The 18092-nt window shown below is 59.9% G+C and carries 17 protein-coding genes; 12 read left to right on the top strand and 5 right to left on the bottom strand.

Annotated elements, in window-relative coordinates:
• From ycaC to KYK33_RS10885, 9 genes are all read left to right on the top strand, one after another.
• Positions 1–627 (top strand): isochorismate family cysteine hydrolase YcaC, encoded by a 627-nt coding sequence (gene ycaC, locus KYK33_RS10925; RefSeq protein WP_224430510.1) that lies wholly within the window; start codon positions 1–3, stop codon positions 625–627.
• Between the two features lie 342 nt (positions 628–969).
• Positions 970–1746 (top strand): tRNA uridine 5-oxyacetic acid(34) methyltransferase CmoM, encoded by a 777-nt coding sequence (gene cmoM / locus KYK33_RS10920; protein ID WP_042043267.1) that lies wholly within the window; start codon positions 970–972, stop codon positions 1744–1746.
• A gap of 136 nt (positions 1747–1882) precedes the next feature.
• Positions 1883–3202 (top strand): chromosome partition protein MukF, encoded by a 1320-nt coding sequence (gene mukF / locus KYK33_RS10915; protein ID WP_042043177.1) that lies wholly within the window; start codon positions 1883–1885, stop codon positions 3200–3202.
• Positions 3183–3920, top strand: a complete 738-nt coding sequence (gene mukE / locus KYK33_RS10910) for a chromosome partition protein MukE (protein WP_042043179.1) — start codon at positions 3183–3185, stop codon at positions 3918–3920. Before mukF ends, mukE begins: the two co-directional genes overlap by 20 nt.
• 63 nt (positions 3921–3983) lie before the next feature.
• Positions 3984–8411 (top strand): chromosome partition protein MukB, encoded by a 4428-nt coding sequence (gene mukB, locus KYK33_RS10905; protein WP_224430509.1) that lies wholly within the window; start codon positions 3984–3986, stop codon positions 8409–8411.
• A gap of 168 nt (positions 8412–8579) precedes the next feature.
• The gene (locus KYK33_RS10900; protein ID WP_042043180.1) at positions 8580–8969 is read left to right on the top strand and encodes a septal ring lytic transglycosylase RlpA family protein; all 390 of its coding nucleotides are present in this window, start codon (positions 8580–8582) and stop codon (positions 8967–8969) included.
• A 360-nt stretch (positions 8970–9329) separates the two neighbouring features.
• Positions 9330–9695 carry an SH3 domain-containing protein gene (locus tag KYK33_RS10895; RefSeq protein WP_042043181.1) on the top strand — a complete coding sequence of 122 codons (366 nt, stop codon included), beginning with the start codon at positions 9330–9332 and terminating at the stop codon, positions 9693–9695.
• Between the two features lie 199 nt (positions 9696–9894).
• The gene (locus KYK33_RS10890; protein ID WP_224430508.1) at positions 9895–10254 is read left to right on the top strand and encodes a putative quinol monooxygenase; all 360 of its coding nucleotides are present in this window, start codon (positions 9895–9897) and stop codon (positions 10252–10254) included.
• Between the two features lie 35 nt (positions 10255–10289).
• Positions 10290–10781, top strand: a complete 492-nt coding sequence (locus tag KYK33_RS10885) for a SixA phosphatase family protein (RefSeq protein WP_224430507.1) — start codon at positions 10290–10292, stop codon at positions 10779–10781.
• Positions 10782–10894: 113 nt separating this feature from the next.
• Here the strand turns inward: KYK33_RS10885 and KYK33_RS10880 are convergent, their stop codons facing one another.
• Together KYK33_RS10880 and KYK33_RS10875 are read right to left on the bottom strand one after the other, a co-directional pair.
• Entirely contained in the window at positions 10895–11347 is a 453-nt protein-coding gene (locus KYK33_RS10880; protein WP_224430506.1) for a hypothetical protein, read from the bottom strand.
• A 187-nt stretch (positions 11348–11534) separates the two neighbouring features.
• On the bottom strand, positions 11535–11738 hold the full coding sequence (locus KYK33_RS10875; RefSeq protein WP_042043189.1) for a hypothetical protein: 204 nt from the start codon (positions 11736–11738) through the stop codon (positions 11535–11537).
• A gap of 203 nt (positions 11739–11941) precedes the next feature.
• On the opposite strand from KYK33_RS10875, the gene KYK33_RS10870 reads away from it, so the two are divergent.
• Both KYK33_RS10870 and KYK33_RS10865 read left to right on the top strand, forming a co-directional pair.
• The gene (locus KYK33_RS10870) at positions 11942–12853 is read left to right on the top strand and encodes a PhzF family phenazine biosynthesis protein (protein ID WP_224430505.1); all 912 of its coding nucleotides are present in this window, start codon (positions 11942–11944) and stop codon (positions 12851–12853) included.
• A gap of 38 nt (positions 12854–12891) precedes the next feature.
• Positions 12892–13908: a Wadjet anti-phage system protein JetD domain-containing protein gene (locus KYK33_RS10865; RefSeq protein WP_224430504.1), complete on the top strand. Its 1017-nt coding sequence runs from the start codon at positions 12892–12894 to the stop codon at positions 13906–13908.
• Positions 13909–14065: 157 nt separating this feature from the next.
• Here the strand turns inward: KYK33_RS10865 and KYK33_RS10860 are convergent, their stop codons facing one another.
• Positions 14066–14701: a LysE family translocator gene (locus KYK33_RS10860; protein ID WP_224430503.1), complete on the bottom strand. Its 636-nt coding sequence runs from the start codon at positions 14699–14701 to the stop codon at positions 14066–14068.
• Between the two features lie 255 nt (positions 14702–14956).
• Here KYK33_RS10860 and KYK33_RS10855 point away from each other — a divergent pair.
• A protein-coding gene (locus KYK33_RS10855) for an IS3 family transposase (RefSeq protein ID WP_224430502.1) occupies positions 14957–16311 on the top strand; the annotation gives its coding sequence in 2 pieces (ribosomal slippage) (positions 14957–15416 and positions 15416–16311; 1356 coding nt in all).
• Between the two features lie 241 nt (positions 16312–16552).
• On the opposite strand, the gene KYK33_RS10850 is transcribed toward KYK33_RS10855, so the two are convergent.
• Positions 16553–16735 (bottom strand): hypothetical protein, encoded by a 183-nt coding sequence (locus KYK33_RS10850; protein WP_042043195.1) that lies wholly within the window; start codon positions 16733–16735, stop codon positions 16553–16555.
• Between the two features lie 211 nt (positions 16736–16946).
• Positions 16947–17525: a PhnA domain-containing protein gene (locus KYK33_RS10845; RefSeq protein WP_224430501.1), complete on the bottom strand. Its 579-nt coding sequence runs from the start codon at positions 17523–17525 to the stop codon at positions 16947–16949.
• Between the last annotated feature and the right edge of the window lie 567 nt (positions 17526–18092).

The following is an 18092-nucleotide window of genomic DNA, read 5'->3' as shown; positions in this document are numbered from 1 at the left end:
ATGGCTAAACCCTACGTCAAACTCGACAAGAACAATGCTGCCGTACTGCTGGTGGATCACCAGGCAGGGCTCTCTTCGCTGGTGCGTGACATAGAGCCGGACAAGTTTCGCAACAACGTGCTGGCGCTGGCCGCGCTGGCCAAGTACTTCGAGCTGCCGACCATACTGACCACCAGTTTCGAAAACGGGCCCAACGGCCCGCTGATGACAGAGCTCAAGGAGACCTTCCCGGACGCCCCTTACATTGCCCGCCCAGGACAGATCAACGCCTGGGATAACGAGGAGTTCGTCAAGGCGGTCAAGGCCACCGGCAAGAAGCAGCTGATCATCGCCGGCATCGTCACCGAGGTGTGCGTGGCCTTCCCGACCCTGTCCGCCCTCGAGGAGGGGTACGAGGTGTTTGTCATCACCGATGCCTCGGGAACCTTCAATGAGATCACCCGTCACTCGGCCTGGGATCGGATGTCATCCGCCGGGGCGCAGCTGATGACCTGGTTTGGGGCCGCCTGTGAGCTGCACCGCGACTGGCGCAATGATGTGGAGGGCCTGGGTACCCTGTTCGCCAACCACATCCCCGACTATCGCAATCTGATCAACAGCTACACCACAGTCCAGAGCAGCAAGTAACCTGAACCAGCAACCTAAATAAGACCCCGGGCAACCGGGGTCTTCTGCTTGACGCCATCCATCATCCCTCCCGTTAAATGGCTCCCCACCGCGCTTCTCAGAGTGGTTTGCTCGCGCGAGTCGCTCTGGCATCCCCATCCAAGAGGTGCAGGGGGTCGGACTCTTGTCTGCGACAGGTCGAGCAAACCGGAGTTGCCACAAGGTGTGGTGACCCGATCCAGGCTGCCACGACACTCTTCCTTGAGTTTTCAGGCAATCCGGGATGTGACAGAATACCCCTCTTTTTTTCGTATGGCCCATCCCAGAGTGGCCCATGCCTGTATCGACAAGGCTGAGTTTGTCTTGAAGCAAGATCAGAGTTTTGACGGCCGCGCCGACAAGTTTGCCCGCAACATTTATGACTCCAGCAAGGGGCGCATTCGCACCACTGTGGTGTGGAGCGACATCGAAGCCTGCCTGGCGCGCCTTGGCAATCGGCCCTTGCGCATTCTGGATGCCGGTGGCGGCTTCGGTTATTTCGCCCAGAAGCTGGCGGCCATGGGCCATCAGGTGGAATTGTGCGATCTCTCCGAGGAGATGCTGGCCCTGGCCCGGGTTCAGATCGCCGAGAAGGGGCTGGAAGACAGAATTCGTCTCATCCAGTGCCCCATTCAGGATCTCAAGGCCCATGTGAGCGGCAGCTTCGATCTGGTGCTCTGTCACGCCGTGTTAGAGTGGCTGGCCGAGCCACGTCAGACCCTGTTAGGTCTGTTTCCTTTCGTCCATGCAGGGGGCATACTGTCGCTGCTTTTTTACAACCGTCATGGCTTGCTGTTTCAGAGTCTGGTGGTGGGTAATTTCGACTATGTGCGCCAGGGGCTGAACAAGAAGCGTCAGACCGCCTTGACCCCCACCAATCCACAGCTGCCTGAGCAGGTCTATGACTGGATTGGGCGAGGGGGGCTCAAGATCATCGGCAAGACCGGGGTGCGAGTCATTCATGACTACATGCGCCACAAGCAGGATCAGGTCGAGAAGTTTGACGATCTGCTGGCCATGGAGCAGCACTATTGCCGCCAGGAGCCCTTCGTCGCCCTCGGCCGTTACATCCATGTGATGGCGCAAAAGCCAGCCAGTTGATGTCAGTTTTTATGCTAGCGGGATCTAGCCGCCCGGGGTCATCGACAGTGCCCCGTGGCCCATACCACAGCGAGGGAGTGCGCCATGCACCAGGTGCAGGTCGCTCCCTCGGATATAACAACGAGATGATAACGTCATGATGAGTACATCCCGTACCCTGCCGGAAACGGTGGCATGGGTCAGGCAGGAGGGATTGGCCTTGAGCCTGCCCACCGACAGGTTGGCCTTTCTGATTGCGATAAAGACCTTGTCCGAAGATGAGTCGGACTTGTCGGAAGCGGCGCTGCACGATGCCTTTGGCTATGTGAGCAACGCCTTCGGTCAGATGGATGAGACCCTGACCGGTCGCGCCAACAACGCCATCAACGATCTCATTCGCCAGCAACTGCTGTCGCGTTTCAACACCGACATGGTGGCCGGCGAGAGCCTCTATCGCCTGTCGCGCCTTGGCATGAGCATCGTCGACTTCTTCCTCGACCAGCGTCAGGTCGATAGCATCAAGCTCTCCATCCTGCTCGAACACCTGGCATCCGAGCTCGACACTGCCCGCAAGGCGGCCCTCGAACTCGATACCCGTGAACAGTGGGATGCCGAGGTGCTGCCCAGGCTGAGTTTCTCTTTGGAAGAGACCCTGGGGCGCATCGACCTGACCCAGCGCGCCATGGATGAGCAGCAGAATCAGGTCAAGAGCGAGATAGCCGCGCTGCTGACCCAGAACTGGATCGATGCCATTCACAACTGTGAAAAGCTGCTGCGCGAGACGGGCCAGACCCTGCGCGAGCTGCAAGACACCCTGGACGCCGCCGGCCACCGCCTGCAGGCGGGGCTGCTCAATATTCAAGAGGCCGCTCAGGGGAGGGACGACTTGTTCCACGTCGAGGAGCTGACCCACGCCCTGCAGGGGCGGCTCGATGTCATTACCAGCTGGGGTCAGCAGTGCATCGAGCTCTGGTCCCGCTACGACAGACATGTTCACAAGTTCATCCGCAACGCCATCGACATGGACAAGAACCGTGCCTTCAGTCAGCGACTGCGCGAATCCATCCGCAACTTCGAGCAGCACAACTTCTTGCTCAGAGTCGCCGAGGAGCCCCGTCTGCTGGAGCTGCGCGACGAAACCATCACCATCCATGACGACGATGTGACCGGTGAAGTGCCGCTCGAGATGGAGTACATGGAGATGGTGGACATCAACCAGGCGCTGGCCGAGCGCATCGAGCGCTATCTTGCCCGTTATCCCGAACAGGGCCATCAGCTGGACTTGGCCGATGTGCTGCGGGAATATCTGCTCGATTTCCCGGCCCACGCCCACTTCGACGTGGCGCGTCTTCTGATCGACCAGGCCGTGCGCCTGGGCCATGCCAGCGGTGAGCACATGCTGCACCGTCAACCCGCATGGAAACCCATCAACCAAGCTGGATCCAAGGTTCAGGCCTATGTCATTGATCAATTCTGAGTTTCCTTTGCCGCTGCGGCTCGCAGAGGCCATCGCCAACCCCTTGTTTCCGCGCATCGACACCGCCTTGCGCTCGGGTCGCCACCTCAGTGCCGATGAGTTCGAACAGCACGCCATGCTGGTGGAGTTTCACGGCGAGCTGGAGAATTTCTACGGCCGCTATCAGGTCGAGCTCATCAAGGCGCCGGAAGGCTTCTTCTACCTGCGGCCACGGCCCAGTGCCGACATCGGCACCACAGTGCTCTCCGAGCTCGATATGCTGGTGGGCAAGGTGCTCTGTTATCTGTTCCTGAGCCCGGACCGCCTCGCCTCGGAGGGGGTGTTCACCATGAGCGAACTGCAGGAGGAGGTGCTGAGTCTGGCGGACGAGAAGCAGCTGCTGCGCATGGTCAACAGCCGCTCCGGTGGCACCGATCTGGACAAGAAGAAGCTGCTGGAAAAAATTCGTACCGCCATGCGCCGTCTCAAGCGTTTGGGGATGGTGAGCTCCCTGGGTAACAGCGACAAATTCCGGGTCAACGAGACCGTGTTTCGCTTCGCCGCCGATGTGCGCTCCGACGAGGATCCCCGGGCCGTGCAGCTGCGCATGATCCAGGAGGGAGAGGCCATCTTCCACGACGACGAGATGCCAAGCAGCGATTCGTTGTTCGAGGATGTCGAGGGGGATCTCGACGAAGAGCAGCTTGAGCTGGAGGTGGAAGATGATCTGCAATCCTAAATTCCGGGCTCTGACGGAGCCTGCCGGTGTGATGGTGCTTATTGGTGTGATGGAGCGTGTGGCGTGAGAGGCAAATTCAAATCCCTGACCATGGTCAACTGGAACGGCTTCTTCGCCCGCACCTTCGATCTCGACCAGCTGGTGACCACCCTCTCCGGCGGCAACGGGGCGGGCAAGTCCACCACCATGGCGGCCTTTATCGCGGCCCTCATTCCGGATCAATCCCTGCTCCATTTCCGCAACACCACGGAAGCGGGCTCCAGCAGCGCCTCCCGTGACAAGGGGCTCTACGGCAAGCTGCAGCGCGGTCACTGTTATTCGCTGCTGGAAGTGATGAACAGCCGCGAGCAGCGGATCTGGGTCGGCGTCCACCTGGAGCAGGTGGCGAATCGCGACAACAAGGTCAACATCACCCCCTTCGCGCTGGTGGATGTGCCGGAGCAGCTGCAACCCACGGATCTGCTGCTGGAAAAACTCCATGACGGCAAGGGCCGGGTGCGCGCCTTCGCCGATCTCAAGGGGGCCGCCGCCGAGCTGGGGGCCATGAAGGTCGCCAAGTTCAATACGGTGACCGATTATCACAACTTCATGTTCGAGTTCGGCATCACCCCGAAGAAGCTGAGGGATCAAAAAGATCGCGGCAAGTTCTATCGCCTGATCGAGGCCTCCCTCTACGGCGGCATTTCCTCCTCTATCAGCCGCTCCCTGCGGGAATACCTGCTGCCGGAGAACTCAGGGGTGCGCAAGGCGTTCCAGGACATGGAGGCGGCCATCTACGAGAACCGCCGCACCCTGGAAGCTATTAAAGAGACTCAGGGTCAGCGGGATCTGTTCAAGAACCTCATTACCGAGACCACCCACTATGTGGCGGCCGAGTATGTGCGGGGCGCCGCCGAGAAGAGCCGTCTCTCCGAGCTGGCCCTCAAGGCGCGCGCTGAGCTGGCCGGCAAGCGTCGCCTCTTGGCCGAAGAGAAGCAGCGCGCCATCTATCTGGCGGACGAGGCGGAGCAGCTCACCCACCGCGAAAAATTGCTGACCGACGAGCTGGAGTCCGCCGCCGAGCACCTGGCCAAGGTGATGGCTGCGGTCAGTTTGCAAAAGAAAATCGATGTGTATCGCGCCGATCTGGCGGAGCTGGTCGACAAGCTTGAGCAACAGCAAGCGATTGTGGAGGAGATCCACGGCCAGCTGCTGGAAGTGGAAGAGCGCAAGGAGCTGGCCCAGGGGGAGGTTGACAGCCTCAAGACCCAGCTCGCCGACTATCAGCAGGCGCTGGATATCCAGCAGACCCGCGCCATCCAGTACCGTCAGGCGGTGCAGGCGCTGGACAATGCCCGCACGCAGTGCGAACTGCCCGAGTTGACCATGGAGCAGGCGAATGAAAGCCTGCATCAGTTCCGCGCCGCCGAGCAGAGCTTAACCCGCCGAGTGCTGGGGGCCGAGCAGCAGCTGGCGCTGGCCAAGGCGGCGGTGGCCGAGCATCAGGCCGCGCTGACGCTGCTTTTGAGCATCGCCCCCGAGACCGCCCGCGAGGCCGCCTGGCCCACGGCCCAGGCCCTGCTCAAGCGTCATATCGAAGACAAGGCCCGCATTGCGCAGGGGCAGGGGCTGCGCGCCGCCCTGGCTCGCCTCGAGAAAGAGCGCGACAGCCAGCAGGCACTGCTGCGCTTGCGTGACGAGCTGGCCCAGATTTGCGGCCAGCAGATCGCGAGCCAGGACGAGCTGGAGCTGTTTCTTGAAGCCCAGCGCAACCGTCAGGAGGAGCTCGCCGATCAGCAGGCGGAGGCGAACCAGCGCCGCGCCAGCCTGGAGCATCAGGGCGTCCAGCTCGGCCGCGATATCAGCGATCTCACCAAGCTGGCGCCGCGCTGGCTCAAGTCGTTCGAGAAGCTCGAACAGCTGCGCGAGCAGAGCGGATTGCCGCTGACCACCGCCGAGGCGCTCTCGGCCGGCATGCAGAGCGTGCTCGACAAGGAGCGGGAGTTCGAGCAGCAGAGCAACCGCATCCAGGGCCAGAAGCAGGCCCTGGAGCTGCAAATTCGTAACTTGCAGCTGGGGGCCGGCGAGGCGGATCCGCGTCTGGCCCGCGTCGCCGAGCAGGTGGGGGGCGTGCTGCTCTCCGACGTCTATGACGATATCTCCATCGACGATGCTCCTTACTACTCCGCACTCTACGGCCCGGCTCGTAGCGCCCTGGTGGTGCTCGACCTTGAGGGCGCCATAGAGCGACTGAAGAAGCTGGAAGATTGCCCGGAAGATATCTACCTCATTCAGGGCAACCCCGACTCCTTTGACGAGGATCTGGTGGAAGCCGACGAGCTCGGTGACGCCGTGCTGGTGCGCACCAGCAAGCGTCAGGTGCGCTTCTCCCGCTACCCCGAGCTGCCGCTGTTTGGCCGCGCCGCCCGGGAAAAACGCATCGAGCAGCTCGACCTTGAGCGGGAAAATCTTATCGAGGGCTACGCCAAGGCCGCCTTCGAGCAGCAGAAGTACCACCGCCTCTACGGGCATTTTCGCGACTTTATCGGCCAGCATCTGGATATCGCCTTCCTGCCGGATCCTGAACATCAGGTGCAGACCAAACAGGCCGAGCTGCGCACCCTGCAAGGGGCCATCGCCGAGTGCGACAAGCAGCTTGCCGAGGCCAAGGCGGCCACCGCCCAGCTGACCCGATATATCCAGCTGGTGCAGGGGATGCTGCCCTTCGCCCACCTCTTTGCCGAGACAGATCTGGCGGCCCGTCTCGAGGCGGCCCGCGCCGATGTGGAGGCCCTTAAAACAGCCGAAGCCTTTATCGCCCAGCACGGCAAGGGGCTGGAAAGACTGGAAACCCTGGTGCAGGTGCTGCGCCAGGATCCCCAGGATCTCGCCGCCCTGCAGGCCGCGTTCGACGAGGCGAGCGAACTGCTGGCCGAACAGAAGCGCCGTTGCTACGCGCTTGATCAGTTGGTGGCTCGTCTGCCGCACTTTGCCTATCAGGACGCCCAAGACTTGCTCGGCAAGGCGTCTGAGATGAGCGAACGGCTCAAAGAGAAGCTCAAAGCCGCCGAGCTGGCGGCCCGCACCGCCGGTGAGCAGCACAAGCAGATTGCCCTGCGCCACACCGAGGCGTTGCAGCTGCGCACCGCGCTGAACTCGAGTGTGGAGGCCAAGGGCCAGACCCTGGCGGAGTTCGAGCAGGAGCTGGGGGCCATGGGGCTCACCCTGTCGGACGACATGGAGGAGAAATCCCGCGCCCACAAGAAAGAGATCGAAGAGCTGCTCATTCGCACCCGCTCCCGTCGCACCAGCGCCGAGGCCCAGTTGCAGGTGACCAAGCGCGAGATTGAATCCCTCGGCGGTCGTCTCAAGCTCGAAGGCAAGGACTACTTCGGCGCCCGTAAATCCCTGGTGGGTCACAAGGCGAGCTGGTCGCGGGTGGTGCGGCTGGCGCGGGAGACAGATGTCGAGAAGCGCCTCAACAAGCGCGAGCTGGCATATCTTGACAGCGACGAGCTGCGCTCCATGTCGGACAAGGCCCTCGGCGCCCTGCGGGTGGCGGTGGCCCACGACGAGGCCCTGCGCGATGCGCTGCGCCTCTCCGAGGGCAACCGCAGCACAGAGCAGAAGGTCGCCTTCTATGTGCAGGTCTATCGTTACCTCAAAGATCGCATCCGCAACGACATCATCCGCTCGGACGATCCTGTGGAGGCCATCGAGGAGATGGAGATCGAGCTGGCGCGGCTCGCCGACGAGCTCAAGCAGCGGGAAACCCACCTGTCCCTCTCCTCCCACGAGGTGGCGGCCAAGATCACCAACATCATCCGCCGGGAGCAGAACCGCATCCGGGTGCTCAACCAGGGCTTGCAGAACATCGCCTTCGGCCTGGTGCGGGGGGTGCGCCTCAACGTCAACATCCGCGAGGCCCACACTCGCCTGCTGACCGCGCTCGCGGATCAGAGCGCCATGCACAACGACTTGTTCGCCGACAAGGAGCTCAGCTTCTCCGAGGCCATGGCCAAGCTGTTCCAGCGCCTCAATCCGCAGATAGAGCAGGGGGAGCGCAACTATCAGGTGATGGGGGACGTACTGCTGGACTATCGCAACTACCTGGAGCTCGAAATCGAGGTGCAGCGTGGTGCCGATGGCTGGCTGCGGGCCGAGAGCGGCGCCCTCTCTACCGGCGAGGCGATCGGTACCGGCCAGGCCATCCTGCTGATGGTGCTGATCAGCTGGGAGGAGGAGTCCCGCCGTCTGCGCGGCAAGGATATCGCCCCCTGCCGCCTGTTGTTCCTCGACGAAGCGGCGCGGCTGGATGGCAAGTCCATCGCCACCCTGTTCGAGCTGTGCGAGCGCCAGGACATGCAACTGCTCATCGCGGCGCCGGAGAACATCAGTCCCGAGAAGGGCACCACCTACAAGCTCATCCGCAAGGTGCAGGGCAAGCACGAGCACGTGCACGTGGTGGGGCTGCGGGGCTTCGGTTTTGCCGATGACAAGCTGATCGCCTGAGTCCTTCCCCTGACAGGGGCTGACGGAGCAATACGCAAAACGGGAGGCCTGGCCTCCCGTTTTATATGGGAAGTATGCGACAGTGGCGGCCTGTGATGGGAGCCTGACCGGCTATGAAGGGTTGGTCGCTGTGGCAGGTCTGCCGGACATCGGATCGAGGAGTCAAGAATGAAGTGGAATGTGCAAAGAGGGTTGCTGTTGTCGTGCTGCCTGCTGCTCGCGGCCTGCAGCAGTCAGCCAGAGGCGGGCAAGAGCGGCAACTGGCGGGGTTATACCCAGACGGGGCTGGCCTCCTACTATGCCGATCGTTATCACAACAAGAAAACCGCCAGTGGTGAACTCTACAAGAGCAATGCCAACACGGCGGCCCATATGGCGCTGCCCTTCGGCGCCATGGTGCGGGTGACCAACCTTGCCAATGGCAAGAGTGTGGTGGTCAAGGTCAATGACAGGGGCAATTTCCCCAGAGGCCGGATCATCGATCTCTCAAGAGCGGCATTTAGCAGCATAGGCAACACCCGATCCGGCCTTCTCAAGGTCAAGGTCGAGGTGTTGTAGGGGGCCATAAGCCCGGCCCATTGCACAGCGGGAAACGGCAAGGCCCCGGACATTGCCTCTCAGCATTGACAGCCTCCAGCCTCCAGTCGTATCTGTGTTATTGCGTGACTGCCGCTCAAGGCACTCGGCTGATCTCTTGCTGCCCCTTGCCAGGGCGCCTGGGCGAGCATTCCTTCACCACCTATTGCCTTGACGTTGAACCCTGGTTTGCAGGCCGTGATCGCTCGCCGTGATCATCTGCCCCCCTGACATGGCGACGTCGCTCGCCCTGTGATCAAGGGGCCAGGTGAAGCAGCCCTTCAAGGAGGGCCCGTGACGGTGAATCATGGGTTAACCACACCACTATGTCCAAGGAGCAATATGAACAGTGAGAGCAAGGCCTTTCTGGTGATAAGTGCCCACCGCTGCGAGTATCCAGACCCCATCACCTTTCGCAAGGGGACCCCGCTCGTCGTGGGCGACCGCTATGAAGGGGAAGAGGAGTGGCACGACTGGTTCTTCTGCCATTGCGACGGGCAACAAGGAGGCTGGGTACCGGCCCAGATCATAGGGTCGATGGACGATGGCACAGCTTTCGCTCGGGAAGATTACACGGCCAGGGAGTTGAGCGTGCAAGCGGGTGACTGGCTCAATGGCGATCGGTTTATCAACGGCTGGCTCTGGTGTGTGAGGGGTCAAGATGGCGCCTCCGGCTGGGTGCCGCTGGCCAATCTCAGGGAGGCATAGGCGCCCTCATGGGCAGTTGCCGATCTGCTCTGTTGTTCAAGGGCGTTGTTCAGCAGGATGGATAGTCTGTCCAGATTGTCTGTCTATTCGAATCAATCCCCCGTGATTACACTGGCTCTCATGGTGAAACATGTGCTCCTCGCGCGGTGACAAGCCGCAGTGAGGGGTGTTTCGAATAGCCCCTTGATAACGGAGTGTAATGAAGATGACAACAGACAAATTGGTATCCATCGCCGTGCTGACGGCGAAGCCAGGGATGGGCGAGCGCCTGCGCCAAGCGCTGCTCGCGTTGATCGGCCCCACCCGCCGGGAGCCCGGCAACCTCGATTATGTGCTGTTCGAGTTGAAGGAGGCGCCCGGCACCTTCTATATGCGCGAGGCCTTCGTCAGTCAGGCCGCCCTGGATGCCCACTGCGAGACGGACTATTTCCAAGGCTTCGCCCGCCAGGCGGACGAACTGCTGGCAGAGCCCCTTCGCCTCATCTTCATGGACGAGGTGAGCCCGCCATCGGCCATGGGGCAGGGCATGCAGACCCTGGCAGTCACTAGCCACAAGTGACACGGGGCCGATAGTCGGCCGTCATGGGAGGCGTCATGAAGAGAACCCTGATCCTGGTGCGTCACGGCAAGTCGAGCTGGGAAGAGCAGGGGCTGCCTGACAGGGCACGGCCGCTCGCCGAGCGTGGCCTGCGCGACGCCCCCCTGATGGGCAGACGGCTGGCGCACGATAAGGTGCGACCCGACCTTATACTGTCGAGCCCCGCCTGCCGGGCCTTGTCGACGGCCCATATCATCGCCGAGACGCTCGGTTACCGGCCAGAGGAGATAGTCACGGACGAGCGGCTCTATGGCGCAGATGTGAGGACCCTGCTTGAGGTGATGGGGGAGCTGGGTGACGAGTTAAGATGCGTCATGCTCTTTGGTCACGATCCCGAGTTCACCGACCTTGCCCACCGCTTTTCCGGCAAGATCACCCGGATGCCGACCTGCGCCGTCGCCCGCTTCACCTTTGACGCCCCCTCCTGGTCGGCCGCTGTGTCGCAAACGCCGCTGACGGCCGTGCTCGACTATCCGAAAAAGGGGTAAGTGAATGGCAAGAGGAAGCGCAGGGTAGTCGCTCACCGGGTTGGTGAAGAAGCTGGCAAGAGATCAAACAAGAAGGGGAGCCCAGGCTCCCCTTCACATTCCCGTCATGTCGCCTATTTGGCGGCGATCGGCCCCTTGGTGCCCGCATCGTTATCGACCCAGCCATCTTCACCCTGGATGCGACGATCCCCCTGTATGGTATAGATGACCATGCCCTCCTTGAACACCAGGGCCCCGTCAGATTTCTTGGCACTGACCTGCTTGTCGTTGACCCACACCTGATCCTTGTCATCGATGCGGATGGTGGCCACGGTGGCGCCCGTCTCGGGGAAGGTGGCGACCCAGTTGCCGGCGTAGGGGCTGGCGCTGGTGGCCGCCGCCGGAGCATCACCGAACCCGGCTGCCGCGTTCTGGGCCTTGGTCTTGTGAATGTCGCAGCCCTGGGCCTCGCTCACCTGGGTGCAGCCGGAGCGCTCCAGCTGCTGGGCATATTTTGCGTTGATGGCGTGAGCCGGGGCCATGCCAAGCAGGGACAGGGTGACGAGCAGAGCAGCATTCCTGGACATAGTGGATCCCTCAAATGTGAGTCTTGCCGGTTCATCGCAGCCTTGACTGCCATGAGCAACAGCCTGGGTTCGCGGTAATATCCTGGGTGCGAGGTGGCAGGCCTCTCTCACGTTAGCACCTGAAACAGGGCTCGAACAGGTAGTCGACAAACAGATGCGATCCACGGGGAGCCCCTGAACTGCGGGATCAACTCTGGGTTCGCCGCATTCCGGTGTCGAGATAGAGGCTGCTATGGTGGACGCTGTGGCTGACGAACATCACCTGATGACGGCTCTGATCCGACAGTATTATGATGTCGCCAGCACAGACCGGGCAGCTGAACGCCATCTCGTGTTCGGGGGCCGCCAATTGATCGGCCTGCTCCTTGAAATCCAGGGTGTAAGAAAACATATGGCTCTCCAACTCGCACATATACAGACACGGCTCCCCAACTCTAGACCCTGGGATAGCCCTTCGCGGCGCCCGTTCGGCGCCAATGGCAGGGTTATTTACCGCGCAAGCAGGGGCCCAGCCTGGTTTTTACCCATTGGGAGCCGTTTTGCAGCTGTCCCAGCTTGCTCGCTCCCCCGTATCAATGGACACAAGGAGTTGTCATGACGCAGCCAGATCACCCGACCCAGGCGGACGGGGTTATCACCACTGAGTTGACCCGCATCGCGGCCTTTGCCGATGGCGAGCAAGGTGGCAATCCAGCAGGAGTCTGGATTGGCGCAAGCTTGCCTGCGGCGAGCGAGATGCAGCGTATCGCCGCCGAGGTGGGGTTCTCGGAAACCGCATTCGCGGCGCCCCTCTCTGCACTCCCGTCGTCCGGGGGAGCACACCCCGCACCGCGGGAGTGGCGGGTGCGCTACTTCTCCCCCGAGGCAGAGGTACCCTTCTGTGGTCATGCCACCATAGCCCTGGGGGTTGCCCTGGCTCGGCGCTTCGGGGCCGGGGATGTTGGACTGAGCCTCAGCCAGGCCGCAATCCGGGTGTCGGGCTGGCAGGATGAGGCGGGACAATGGCTCGCGGCCTTGCAATCCCCTTTGACTCGCAGCCAGCCGGCACCTGCCGATGTGGTGCGCGAGGCCCTGGCGCTGTTTGGTTATCACGCGGCAGATCTCGATCCGCGCATTCCCCCTGCACTTATCCATGGCGGTGCCGATCATCTGGTGCTGGCCTTGAACAGCCGTGAGGCGCTCAGGGCCATGGACTATGAATTTGCCCAGGGCCAGATCCTGATGCGCCGTGAAGGTTGGGTGACCATATTGTTGAGCCACGCAGAGAGTCATCAGCTGTTTCATACCCGCAACCCCTTTGCCTATGGTGGTGTCTATGAAGACGCGGCAACCGGGGCGGCCACCGCGGCTTTTGCCGGGTACCTGCGTGATCTCCGGTGGCCCCACGGTGGCATGATTGATCTGATCCAGGGGGAAGACATGGGCATGAGATCGCGCCTGCATGCCGAGATCCCGGCCGAGCCGGGCAGTTCGATCCGGGTATCCGGCAAGGCCCGGCTGATGTGAGCCCACCGCCCTATATCCAAGCAACGAGGGGAAAGCCGATGACATTTTTCGAGCGCGTCGAGATCCGGGCATTGAGTGAACGTCTGCTGGCGTTGGCGGCGGGGCAGGGGATCTTGCTCACCAGCCGTGCGGGTCGCGAGCTGGAGGAGATGTTGAGAAGTGTTTGTGGGGTGCAGCCGATAGGGCGGGGTGCGCGGCGTCAGTTGACCGAGCGGGGGCGTGAATTCTTGATAGAAAAGCTCGCGCAAACAGCAGGCGAGTCGCCCTGGTCGGGTGAGGCGGTATTGGTGGCGTTAGGGGGGCAGTTACCCGCGAGTATTAACAGTGCGACCCTGAGTGGGCTCTGGTTGCAAGCTTGTAAAGCCATCTTGTCTCCTGCCCACTTGGCGCGGGCTGAGGCGCTGGGGGTGAGGGTATTCAATGATGAAGTGATCCGGCTTCGCAGTGCTTCATCGCTATCTCTGTTATGGAAAGATGGCAGCCGTTATTGTGCAGATGAAAGCCTGAACATGTTGGGTGAGATTGCCTTACCAGAGCGCGCCTTGGCCAGGTTGCAAGGCGTCGAGTGGCAAGGTAAGCAGATTATCACGGTGGAGAACAAAGGTGCCTTTGTGGATTACCCCCTGCAAAAGGGGGAGTTGCTGCTCTATGTGCCGGGTCGCAATACGGTGTTGGCCAAACAAGTGATCCCTTTACTGCCTGCTGCTATTGCCTGGGCTCACTTTGGCGATCTGGATCAGCGTGGTGTGGATATTGCCAGCGGGCTGGCCGTCGCCATGGAAAGGCCTCTAGCACTCTGGTTGCCAGAGGATCTCATGGGATATACATGCCACTACGCTCGCCCCTTGATCCGCCAGTTGGAAGGGCAGAAAAGCAGCAGAGGGAAGATCCCTTGGCGACTCGCTAGCGTTCAGTCGAGTGGGATGTTGATAGAAGCCTTGACTCATCTGATAACCCATAAAGCATGGCTGGAACAGGAAGTCCTGGTGTCGGCCAGACGTTGGAAGTCATGGTCTCTTCGTGAAACCCCGATGTCATTACACGGTAAAAACTGACTTCTTCCGGGGCATCCATTACCGCGACTTTTCAAAGGCGTCGCCACGGAAATGGCTCCAGTGATCGACGTCTTGGGAAATACCCAGAGACATGTTCTGTGGTGGTTGCCGGGTTCAGGCTGGGACTAGGTAAGGACCAGAGAGGATGGACACAACCTCAAGGCCGCCCGCTCAGCAAGATGGCGCCACCGAGTGTGATAAAGATCCCACCGGTAAGGCGGGTAAAGAGTCGTTGACTGCGGGCCGGGTTGAAATAGCGACCGGCCCGTCTGGCCAGGGCGACATAGCTCAGATGCACCAGGCTGACGATGAGGCAGATGGTCAGATACATGACAGAAAACTGCAGCGGCAGCGGGCTCTGATGGTCGAGGAACTGGGGCAGCAGAGCACAGAGGAAAATAATGGTCTTGGGGTTGCTGGCAGAGACCAGAAAGGCCTCACGCCACAGGGAAAAGTGCTGTCTGGGTCTGCTCGCTGAGCCGGTCAGCACCACACCCTGTTGAGTCGAGCCGGCGGCCCGCAGCGCCTTGTAACCGAGATAGATGAGGTAGCCGCCACCCGCCAGCTTGAGGGCGAGGAACAGAGGAGGCAGGGTCTGTAACAGGGCGCCAACGCCCATGGCGACCAGCAAGATGAGGATGGCCTGACAGAGCAGATTCGCGCTGATGGTGAGCAGCGCCGCGCGCCAACCGAGTTGCAGGCCATTTTTGACGACCAGCAAGACATTGGGGCCCGGGGTCAGCGTTGCCAGCAGATAGGCAAGCAGGAACAACATCCATGTGTCCAGGTTCATATTTATCCCTTAGTAAAAAATGCATCATGCCTCTGTGCCAAGGGGATAGTCCAGCAAGATAGGTGGCGGCTCGATCCGGGCCGCACCTGGGCACTTCCAACTCTCGTCTGCCACACAAATATTGTCTGGCACCTGGCCTTGGGGCGGGGTGATGCGAGCTGAGGTCCGGGCGATGAAACGCCGAATAGAAAAAACCGCCCTCATGAAGTGAACCCCGAAAGTTGGACACCCAACGAGTAGGGGTTCTTCGTTTCTATGGCAAAGCAAAAATACTCGACCGACTTCAAGCGTCAGGTCGTTCTTCACTATCTCAACGGTCATGACGGTGCCAAAAAGACGGCCGCCCTGTTTGGTGTCGATCATGGCGCCGTTCGCCGCTGGACTGAGCACTGGAAAGTCAGTGGTGAAGATGGCTTGACCATCACGACCAAAGCTTATTCTGCTGAGTTCAAAGAGGAGGTACTGCACTGGATGCAGGAAAATAATGCATCTTCTCGCAAGGCGGCCGCAGCATTCAAGATCGCCGCGGCCTGCACCGTCAGTCGGTGGGCGCGGCTTTATCGTGAAGGCGGTATCATGGCCCTTAGTGACAAACGCACAGAGCGCATCATGGCTTCAGGAAAAAAACCACCGAACAAACCGCTCACCGCCCCCTATCCCACTTTCCACAGTGCCCAGGAAGAGCTCGAATACCTGCGGGCGGAGAACGCCTATCTAAAAAAGCTGCATGCCTTGGCTCGGGAAAAGCAGCAGAGAAAGCAAAAATAGTTTCCGAGCTAAGGCAGGACCATCAGCTGGCAACGCTGCTGCATATCGCTTGGTTGCCACGCAGCACCTTCTACTGGCAGGTGAAGTCAGGTACCAGCGCAGGGACCTATGAGCATGAAGCGCAACGGATCAAGGCGCTGTTTCATCACCACAAGGGGCGTTATGGTTATCGGCGGATCACCCTGGCGCTGCGCAACGAAGGGTGCCTAATTAACCACAAGACAGTGCGAAAACTCATGCGAGAACAGGACCTTGCCTCTAACCTGCGCCGCAAGAAATATCGGTCGTACAAGGGGACATACGGCCATATCGCCCCGAACCTCTTGCAGCGTGATTTTCACGCCGATGCCCCGAACCAAAAATGGGTCACCGATGTGACGGAGTTCAATCTCAAAGGGCAGAAGTTGTACTTGTCGCCGGTGCTGGACCTCTATAACAGCGAGATCATCGCCTGGCAGATGGCAACGCACCAGGGGATGCGGTTGGTGGACAAGATGCTGGATGACGCCTTGGCGACATTAGGGCCCACAGACGCGCCGGTGCTGCACTCGGATCAAGGCTGGCAATATCAGATGGCCAGCTATCAGACGCGATTATCGTCAAGGGACGTGAAGCAAAGCATGTCACGCAAAGGGAACTGCCTGGACAATGCGGTGGTAGAGAACTTCTTTGGACTGCTGAAAAGCGAATGCTGGTTCAACGAAGAGTACGAAGATACAGAGCAGTTGAAACGTGTGGTGGATGAATACATCCACTACTACAACCATGAACGGATCAAAGTGAAACTAAACGGCCTGAGCCCAGTACAGTACCGAACTCAGGCCATGTTATCCGCCAACTAACGTGTCCAATAAATGGGGTTCACTTCACTCAGGCGGTTTTTTCTCATCATGGCGACCCTTATTTCAGGGCTTTCTTCAGCTTCTTGATCTTGCCTTCGTGCTTGGCGATCTTGGCCTGACGAGCTTCAATTTTCTTCTTGATATCTTTCTTGGATGCCTTAGCCATATTTCATTCTTCCTTAATGTCGGCACAGGGTGCCCTGGGTTGTCTCTCCATCGACGGCTTGACTGATGATGAGGGTTAATTATCGTCTTGCTGTGAGCGGATATATTGCCGAATGAAGCGGCGGATCTCTCGGGAGGCCGAGCTGTCTTGCTGCTCACAAAGGTCGATAAATTGATCACGCTCCTCGCCCGAGAGGCGGATGATTAATTGGGCGTCCTTCTTGGGCTTGCTGGCCCGCTTGCGTGGCACCTGTTCCATCTGGTTTCTCGCGTATCGCCAATGTATATACACTGTAGTGCAAATATCCGCCACGTCAAGCTTGAACTATGTGCCAAGTGACGCTGGCTTTCCGAAGATGTGGATGCTGTGTCGCGAACCGCTATGGCGCTGGCCACTCATCCTCGCTGAGAAAGACAATAAAAAAGCGCCCGGAGGGCGCTGTTTATTTTCGGTGTAACAGTATGGTTTATCAGGCTTTCTTCAAATAGGCCGCGACCAGTACTATCTGCACGCCATTGACCTTGCCTTCGATATGCAGGGGATTGTTGGTCAGGCGTATGCCCTTGACCAGGGTGCCGCGTTTGGCGGTAAAGCCCCCCCCTTTGACCTCCAGATCCTTGATCAGGGTGACGGCGTCCCCCTCGACCAGCACGGCGCCGTTGGAGTCGACGGTCGCGACGCTATCGTCATCTTCCGCGCTGCTGCCGGCTTCGGCCCAGCTCTTGGTCTCTTCTTCCATGTACATCATGTCGAGCAGGTCCTGGGCCCAGACTTCGCCCTGGCCAGCCAGATACTTGAGCTGGCGCCATGCCAGTACCTGCACCGCCGGGACCTGGCTCCACATGCTGTCACCCAGGCAGCGCCAATGGTTGACGACTGTGGTGTCAGGCTGCGTCAGCTGGTCATGACAGGTCGCGCACAGGGCGGCACTGTGATCATCATCTTGTGCAGGAGAGTGGGGAACCTGATAGGCAGTCAGGGCCTGTTCGGCACTGCACAGTTCACATTTGGCGCCAGCGCGCGCCTGCAAGATGGCATTGATGGTCATATCAAGGAGTCCCGGATGATGAGAGGCCCGCTGGGCCTGATAAGTGATTCGAGGCGCGTCTTGGGCGAGCGCCATAACAGGGGCCGTAATATAGCATAAATCCCCTCTGTTTGTCAGGGAAAAGCGTCGGGGCCATGTAGCCGCCGGGGCCCTATATGGGGGGAGGGGATTGCAATCGCCATCCAAGCTGGATAAGGCGCGATATGAATGGTTATTTATACCCCATGAAGGAGGATGACCTGCTGGGATTTTCCTGCGTACTGTCGACAATATATCCAGAGAACATGGAGTCCCCTTTCCCGGGTCATGGTGCGTCATGTTTTGACGGTTATTTTCCCGCATCACAAGGAGGTGTGGAATACGCATCGGCTCGCTTGTGATTGTCATGAAAATAGCCGACAGGTATCGTTAAAAACGCCAAGAAAATATGTATCTATCTGTTTTTATTTGAATTTAAATCTTTCCTCTTATCCATGGGCTGGCTGTCTTTGCCCAGTGATACATGGATGCCAGCCTGTGCTCCCATGGTATCCATCACGCTTATTCCTGACGTTGTCGATTTATTCA

Origin of the sequence: Aeromonas rivuli (assembly GCF_020149575.1) — a bacterium.
Classification (GTDB): Bacteria; Pseudomonadota; Gammaproteobacteria; order Enterobacterales; family Aeromonadaceae; genus Aeromonas; species Aeromonas rivuli.
Note: the sequence above shows the minus strand (reverse complement) of the source record. Positions and strands in the feature narration are given on the sequence as shown.